Genomic DNA, 7280 nt, shown 5'->3' on the forward strand with positions numbered 1-7280 from the left:
CATCACCTGGACGAAGGAAACCATCGATGCCGAACTGGCGAAACTGCTCGACGGATACGGCACTCAATTTCAAGTCAATTTCTCGTGAACACTTACCTATCAGGAATGGATGACGAACGAGAAAAATGGTGAACCGGACGACCGTTGGCAGACGGTATCTCTACTGGGTGCCCACCGCGGACGAAATTGCGAGTACCCAGCCTGCCCAAGGGGCCTGCAGGGATATGACGCGACACATCGCCGCTTCCAGGATCTGTGTCTGGCCAGCCCGCGTCCGGCCGCCGCTCCTTGGCCAACGCCACCCTCCAACCCTGCGTAGAACGAATCATGAACGACAAACCAGACACGCCGGACGGAGATCGTACTTCGCTGCCAGCCAACATCCCGGACCGGGCAATGGTCCGCATCTTCGGCGGCGAACGGATTTCCCCGATGGCAACTATCTGGTCGACGGACCGGACAGCGACCGGTATTTCGTGTCGCAGTCCGGCAGCATCAGCGCAAACGAGCCCTGCATCAGGCGGGTCCAGATTGAGGACCTGTCACAGTTGCTGAGCCACCACGTCGCATACGCTGCACTTTGGCGGTGGCGTGTTTTTCTATCTGCATCGGCAAAACGGCAGTGGCATGTCAATCCATGCCAGCAGGATCCAGTGCCGGACGGCTTGATCGTCGTGCGCGGGACCTGGCGCGCCGATGCGGGCTGACTGTTCAGCCCTCCCTTATTGCTCGACTTTCTCGATTTCCGACGACTTCATGGCCCGATCATCCCGCCGCACCGCACGCAAGCTCGGCCGCATGCCGCTCACGAAAGACATGCTGCTGCCCCTGCCGGCAACAGAGGTCCGCGCGCTGTCGCTCGAAAACCATCTGGCGCTGGCTGCGATGCGCAGCGGCCACGGCACTATCAGCCTCGCGATGCACCTCCTGCGCGTCCTCTACCTCGCCTGGTTCCTGCGTGATGCGACGGAGGGCGAGCGGTATTCCGAGCACCTGCAAATTGGATCAGTACGCGTCGACGTGGATTCCTCCCTTTCGACGACTTGACCGCTGCTTTGACCAACTGCGCCTTCAGGAGACCCTGTGAAATTTGCAGATCAGCATGACCCGGTTCATCCGCTGTTTCCCGATCCGCCCGGGAACGGCATCCGCCGCGCCCGAGCCTTCGATGCCGCCGCGTTTGAACTCGCCGTGACCAGCATGCTCGAGGCCAGCGGCATCGACATCGATCCGGCCCATGCCGGCAGGACCGCGCAGCGCGTGCGAGAGCTGTGGCAGAAGCGTCTGCTGGACGGCTACGACACGGACCCAGCCGAGGTGCTCGGCACCGGCTTTGAAGACGCGCGCCGCGACATGGTCATCGTCCGCAACATCGCCGTGCATGGCATCTGCCCGCACCACCTGCTGCCGTTCCGTGGCATCGCGCACGTCGCCTATCTTCCGGGTGGACGCTTGCACGGCTTTGGCCGAATCGCCCGGATGATCGATGCCATCGGGCATCGCTATACCTATCAGGAATGGATGACAAACGAGATCGCGAACACGCTCGTCACGCACGGCCAGGCGCGCGGCGCGGCCTGCCTGATTGAAGCCGAGCAGCTGTGCCTGCTGATGGGGGAAAACCGGCGGGGCGACGAGCGCGTCGTCACCCAGTGCTACGCGGGCGAGTTGAGCGACAACCTGCAGGCGCGCACCGAATTCCTGCAGGCCATCATGCACCACAAGTAGTTTTCTTAACCTCTACATCTACGGAGCTACACCATGAGTCTGCGTCTTGGCGATACCGCACCCGATTTCGAGCAGGATTCGAGCATCGGCCGCATCCGTTTTCATGACTGGCTGGGCGATAGCTGGGGCGTGCTGTTCTCGCATCCGGCGGATTTCACGCCGGTGTGCACGACCGAGCTCGGCCTGACGGCAAAGCTCGCGGACGAATTTGCAAGGCGCAATGTGAAGACGATCGCGTTGTCGGTCGACAGCGTGCAGTCGCACGCTGAATGGATCACGGACATCAACGAGACGCAGGCGGCGAGCGTCGGTTTTCCGATCATCGCCGACAGCGATCGCAGGGTTTCGCAGCTTTACGACATGATCCACCCGAATGCGAGCGAAACCTTCAGGGTCAGTTGCTCTTCGTGATCGACCAGCATAAGAAGGTGCGCCTCATGATCACCTATCCGGCGAGCACCGGCCGCAACTTCGACGAAGTGCTGCGCGTAATCGACTCGCTGCAGCTTACCGACAACCACTCGGTCGCCACGCCCGGCAACTGGAAGCAGGGCGACGATGTGGTGATCGTGCCGTCGCTGAAGGACGAGGACGTGATCAGGCAGAAATTCCCGAAGGGTTACAGGGCGCTGCGTCTGTATCTGCGTCTCACGCCGCAGCCCAACAGCTAGCAGACGATGTCGTCCGTTTTTCTTCAGCAACTTCTTTTGTTATGCAAATCCGGCACGCGCACTGCCAGCGCTACGTGCCGTTCAATTCAAGGAGACACAACAGCATGACCGACCAGAGCGAGCAGACCATTGTTGCTGCACACGATACCCGGCGCCGCATCTTCGCGATCGTCGGCGCCTCCTCGGGCAACCTCGTCGAGTGGTTCGACTTCTACGTGTACTCGTTCTGTGCGCTGTATTTCGCGCCGGCGTTTTTTCCGAACGGCAATCCCACGACGCAGTTGCTCAACACCGCCGGCGTGTTCGCCGCGGGTTTCCTGATGCGGCCGATCGGCGGCTGGTTCTTCGGTCGGCTCGCCGACAGGCACGGCCGCCGCGCCGCGATGATGGTGTCGGTGTTCATGATGTGCGGCGGCTCGCTGGTGATCGCGGCGTTGCCCACTTATGCGCAGATCGGCGCGCTTGCGCCGGCGCTGCTGCTGGTCGCACGGCTATTCCAGGGGCTGTCAGTGGGCGGCGAGTACGGCACCAGCGCCACCTACATGAGCGAAGTGGCGCTCAAGGGGCGGCGCGGCTTCTTCGCTTCGTTCCAGTATGTGACGCTGATCGGTGGCCAACTGTGCGCGCTGCTGGTGCTGCTGATCCTGCAGCAGACGCTGAGCAACGATGAACTGAAGGTATGGGGCTGGCGTATTCCGTTCGTGGTCGGCGCCTGCGCGGCACTCGTTACGCTCTATCTGCGTAAGTCACTTGACGAAACGACCACTGCCGCAACGCGTCAGCGCAAGGAAGCCGGCACGATCCGCGGCCTGTGGAAACACAAGGTTGCGTTTCTTACGGTGCTCGGTTTTACAGCCGGTGGGTCGCTGATTTTCTACACGTTCACGACCTACATGCAGAAGTATCTCGTCAACACAGCAGGCATGCACGCCAAGACGGCCAGCAATGTGATGACGGCGGCGCTGTTCGTCTTCATGATCATGCAGCCGGCATTTGGTGCGCTGTCGGACCGGATTGGCCGCCGTACGTCGATGATCCTGTTCGGCCTGTTTGCGACGATCGGGACCGTGCCGCTCCTGCACACGCTCGGCGACGTGAAGAGCCCGTACGCGGCGTTCGGGCCGATCGTGCTCGCACTGGCAATCGTGAGCCTCTACACATCGATCAGCGGCCTGATCAAGGCGGAAATGTTCCCGGCGGAAGTACGTGCGCTCGGCGTCGGCTTGTCGTATGCGGTAGCCAACGCAATTTTCGGCGGCTCGGCGGAGTATGTCGCGCTGCGGCTGAAGTCGGTGGGTAGCGAGCCGATGTTCTACTGGTACGTGACAGCGCTGTGTGCCATTGCGGGTATCGTCTCGTTCCGGATGCGCGATCCGTCGAAGGTCGGGTATCTGCGCCACGAGTCGTAGGCTGACGCCCAACTGGTTAATTGGGGTAAGGCGCGCCGGGTAATCGCTCCCTGCACCTATAATTGTCCGTAGAATCAGGCGACACCGGCTCACCAACTTGTCAGACGTTGCTCGGGATCTGGCTGGAGGGCAGCGGTGTTGCCCTCCAGCCAAGCCACCGGCCCCGAGGTGGCCCATTGACCACCCGAAATGCAGCGCGCTGCGGGAGATTTCCTGCCGTTTTGGGTTTCTGGTGGGTTTGTTGTATTTTTACATAACTATTGAAATCCGTGAAATGCCCGTCCGGCATGCCTTTCAGGCCGATTTGGAGTGTCCGTTGCTTTTAGCTACTTTCTACGGCGACGAAACATCCAATCTGATGGTGCTGCGCTACGAAACGCTGGTGAGTGAACCGGTCTGCGCCATCGCCGCCGCGTACGCCTTCATCGACGAACCGGCATACGCCCACGACTTCGACAACATCCATTTTCAGGCCGACGCATTTGATCAGCGACTTGGCACACCCGGACTGCACACGGTGCACCACCAGGTCGCGACGAAAAAGCGCACCAGTGTCTTGCCACCGGATGTGTTCCGTCGCTTCGCAAACGATGCATTCTGGCTCGGTCCAGCCCAGAATCCGCGCCAGGTGAAGGTGGTGCAAACGGGCGTTGGACAAAATGGAACAGCTGGTTGCAGGTTTTATCGCCAGCTGAAATTGGCTGGGAGTCTTTGTGGGCCGGGCTCTTGCCGACACTGGCGAGTTCGCTGCCATCCCGATCCTTTGGGAGTCGGGATGGCGAAAAGCCAGCAGCGGCACGGGATTCCGATGGAACTGAATGAGGCGCTGTTCGACGAACTTGTCATGCCCCCTCTCACGCGTGGGCGAAGCGCTCCGCCTCCGGCGGCAGGCTGGAGACACAACCAAAAACAGGCACCGAAGTGAACGCCCTTGGATTGTCGCCATTGCCCCTGCTGGGGAGCCGGCATCAGACAGACTCTTGGACACCAGAACTGGCGCAGCAGCCTGCGTCGCCGTGGATTGTGTGCTTGATCCACGTCTGGCTTTCACATGACGCCGCGCGCAACGCCGGGCGTCGCTTTGACTGTGGGCGATTCATTCAGATGAGCGGTCATGAGCCGACAACAAGAAGGTCGTTTACTTCCTCGTCTTCCGGGTTTAGTTTGATGCACAGGCCTCAGGATCATCCGGGCTGCGGCTGCCGGCCGGGTCCGGGATTGCGATACAGGCGGGTCCTGTGCGCCTGACCCGTCATCAACACACTTACGGGGCTGTCATGACTTTCGTCAATGGAAGGTGGAATCAGAAACGGGTGTTGCTTCGCGTATTGCTGACTTCAGCAACAGCTGTGGGTTCGACTCTTGCGGCCGCTCCATCGCGGGCGGACGCGACGGGGGCCACTGAAGAAATCTGCATGCCCGAAGGGACGTATCCCATGACAGGTGGTGGCACCACAGCCTTCTCCCACAAGACCTGCTTTAGCCGACCCGCAACTACCCCCTATCCGTGGGAAAAAAAGCTCCATCCTCCGAAGAAGAGCAGCCCGGACCTTTTCAATGGAGCCTGGGTGGTCCGGTACGACTACCATGACGCGCTGTATCACTGTGCGAAGCGGGACATGCGGCTACCGACGGTCGAGGAACTGACGGCGCTGCTCGCCTATGCGAACACTGGCAACAGTGCCGCTTCTGACAACCAGTACGCGATCGTCGCGCCCAAAAATGACTCACGTTATCCAGGTGGTCTCCATGGCTGGGGCGGCAGCGGCGCATACTGGTCACACACCTTTGCCGGCAAGGGCGTCCACAAGGTGGTCAATCTTGGCAACGGTCGGGTGAGCATTGACCACGATGTGCATAGGAACTACGTGTCGTGTGTGCGCTGAACGGGCTCGCCGCGCTGGTGGCCGGGTTGTCGTTACAAGGTCGGTTGACTGGTCACGCACTGTCGCGGCGCCCTGGATCACCCGCCATTGTTGAGCCAGTTCACCTGCCCGGTCGCCAAATCTGTTCGCGCGCATACGCCCGATTTGCGTCGCGGCTAAACCGGGCCGCTTTTAACCGTAAACGGGCAGCAGCAGAAAGAGCTTGATGACGATCGCATTGGCGATGTCGATGAAAAACGCTCCGACCATCGGCACCACCAGAAAGGCCAGATGGGAGCGGCCGAAGCGCTCGGTAATGGCCTGCATGTTGGCGATCGCAGTGGGCGTGGCCCCGAGGCCGAAACCACAGTGCCCGGCGGCGATCACCGCGGCGTCATAGTTGCGCCCCATGACCCGAAACGTGATGAAGATGGCGTAGACGGCCATGGCGATCGCCTGCACGATGAGGATCGCGAGAAGCGGCAGCGCAAGCGAGGCGAGGTCCCCCAGGCGCAGGCTCATCAGGGCGATCGTGAGAATCAGTCCGAGGCTGACATTGCCGAGTAGCGACACGGCGAGTTCGAAGACCTGATACCAGCCGGGCACGGCAAGCCCGTTGCGCAGCACGACGCCGACGAACAGGACCCACACGAATGTAGGTAGCTCGAACGTGGTGCCGTTGAGCCACGATGCGAGCGCCGAGCCGACTGCGAGACAAACAGCAATCAGCGCGACTGTTTCAATAACGGCTTCTGCGGTGATCGGGCGCACCGCCTTGGGCTGCTCGAACGCGGTCGTGCCTGCGACATCGGATTCCGGGCTGGGGGCAAGGGCATGGTGCGTGATCAGAAAACGCGCGACCGGGCCGCCGATCAATCCGCCGAGTATCAGGCCGAACGTGGCACAGGCAATCGCTATCTTCGTCGCCGAGGCGAGTCCATGACGCTCGGCGAACACCCTGGCCCACGCCGCACCGGTGCCATGGCCACCCGAGAGGGTCACCGATGCCCCGAGCAGGCGATCCTGGCCCAACGCCCAGGCCAGGACGAGGCCGAGCGCATCCTGCATCACGAGCAGGCCGACCACGGCACCGAAAAAGACAACCAGCGTAAGCCCGCCGGCTTTCAACCCGGCCAGATTGGCGTTAAGACCGATAGTGGCGAAGAACGTGAGCATCAGCGGCGCCTGCAGCGTGGTATCGAAACGTACGTCGATCTGCAGGGTGCGGCGTAACGCAAAAACCAGCAGCGCGACCAGTAGTCCGCCGGCAACCGGTTCGGGGATGCTGTAGGTTCGTAGCAGGGGGATCCGGGCCAAGATCTGCCGCCCGAGCAGAAGAACGAGGGCGGCGGCCATCAGCGTTTCCGACGTGTCGAGACTCACGATGTTCTTCTCCACTTGAGAGATCGATCAGTCAGCCCCGTGCGACGGGGTTGTCCTGGCATGACCCGACGCGAACCTGAGAAGCAGATAGCCGGTCACGCCCGAGAGCGTTGAGCCCGCGATCACGCCTAACCGGAGGGGCGTGAAATACTCGGGGCCGCCGAACGCGAGGGAGCCGATGAACAGACTCATCGTGAAGCCAATGCCACACAGGGCGGCGACGC

7 protein-coding genes and 1 pseudogene are annotated in these 7280 nt (G+C 61.4%); 6 read left to right on the forward strand and 2 right to left on the reverse strand.

Going from position 1 to position 7280, the window contains the following annotated elements; all coding sequences use genetic code 11:
• The first annotated feature begins 816 nt into the window (after positions 1-816).
• From P3T23_RS46820 to P3T23_RS46845, 6 genes and pseudogenes are all read left to right on the forward strand, one after another.
• Complete coding sequence (locus P3T23_RS46820) at positions 817-1047, forward strand: hypothetical protein (RefSeq protein WP_429322817.1); 231 nt, start codon at positions 817-819, stop codon at positions 1045-1047.
• A gap of 72 nt (positions 1048-1119) precedes the next feature.
• Positions 1120-1728, forward strand: coding sequence for a GTP cyclohydrolase I FolE (gene folE / locus P3T23_RS46825; RefSeq protein ID WP_429322823.1), 609 nt, complete (start codon positions 1120-1122; stop codon positions 1726-1728).
• A 33-nt stretch (positions 1729-1761) separates the two neighbouring features.
• Positions 1762-2399: pseudogene (locus P3T23_RS46830) on the forward strand (peroxiredoxin).
• A gap of 104 nt (positions 2400-2503) precedes the next feature.
• Positions 2504-3808 carry an MFS family transporter gene (locus tag P3T23_RS46835; protein ID WP_429322818.1) on the forward strand — a complete coding sequence of 435 codons (1305 nt, stop codon included), beginning with the start codon at positions 2504-2506 and terminating at the stop codon, positions 3806-3808.
• Between the two features lie 241 nt (positions 3809-4049).
• On the forward strand, positions 4050-4733 hold the full coding sequence (locus tag P3T23_RS46840) for a hypothetical protein (protein ID WP_429322819.1): 684 nt from the start codon (positions 4050-4052) through the stop codon (positions 4731-4733).
• A gap of 352 nt (positions 4734-5085) precedes the next feature.
• A complete protein-coding gene (locus P3T23_RS46845) occupies positions 5086-5694 on the forward strand; it encodes a hypothetical protein (RefSeq protein WP_429322820.1) in 609 nt (202 codons plus the stop codon).
• A 171-nt stretch (positions 5695-5865) separates the two neighbouring features.
• Here the strand turns inward: P3T23_RS46845 and gltS are convergent, their stop codons facing one another.
• A complete protein-coding gene (gene gltS, locus P3T23_RS46850; RefSeq protein WP_429322821.1) occupies positions 5866-7056 on the reverse strand; it encodes a sodium/glutamate symporter in 1191 nt (396 codons plus the stop codon).
• 27 nt (positions 7057-7083) lie between these two features.
• Positions 7084-7280: Na+/H+ antiporter NhaA (locus P3T23_RS46855; protein ID WP_429322822.1), on the reverse strand; the 197-nt coding region annotated here is incomplete at its 5' end.

The sequence above is a fragment of the Paraburkholderia sp. GAS448 genome (genome assembly GCF_050435685.1).
GTDB lineage: Bacteria > Pseudomonadota > Gammaproteobacteria > Burkholderiales > Burkholderiaceae > Paraburkholderia.

Coding starts and splice junctions, on each gene's coding strand:
- P3T23_RS46845 (WP_429322820.1), top strand. CDS start 5,086: ATGACTTTCGTCAATGGAAGGTGGAATCAGAAACGGGTGTTGCTTCGC.
- P3T23_RS46835 (WP_429322818.1), top strand. CDS start 2,504: ATGACCGACCAGAGCGAGCAGACCATTGTTGCTGCACACGATACCCGG.
- P3T23_RS46820 (WP_429322817.1), top strand. CDS start 817: ATGCTGCTGCCCCTGCCGGCAACAGAGGTCCGCGCGCTGTCGCTCGAA.